The sequence below is a fragment of the Vibrio sp. 10N.222.52.B7 genome (genome assembly GCF_041474275.1).
Taxonomy (GTDB): Bacteria; Pseudomonadota; Gammaproteobacteria; order Enterobacterales; family Vibrionaceae; genus Vibrio; species Vibrio crassostreae_C.
In genome coordinates, this window is sequence record NZ_JBFRTU010000360.1 from 1 (window position 1) to 231 (window position 231).

Annotated in this window: 1 pseudogene; it reads right to left on the reverse strand. The window is 44.2% G+C overall.

The window, feature by feature from the left end:
• Nucleotides 1–231 (reverse strand): annotated as a pseudogene (locus AB4512_RS23215) (methyl-accepting chemotaxis protein); the annotation flags it as partial.

Here is a 231-nt window from a genome sequence, read left to right on the forward strand (position 1 = left end):
ATAAAAACCGACCCAATAGCAATGATGGCCTGCATCAACAGTGCTTGATGAGAGAAGTCCATCGACTCGTGATATAAACGTTTAGCCGTGTCTTCCGCGTACATAGAAAGCTCATCAAAATGGCTTAACTGCACATCAATGAGTTGTTCGATCTCCACTCTTTGCAGAGCAATGCTCTCATGTAGCTTCACGGTTTCCATATGCGTTGACACAGATCCTTGCGCTGAAAAT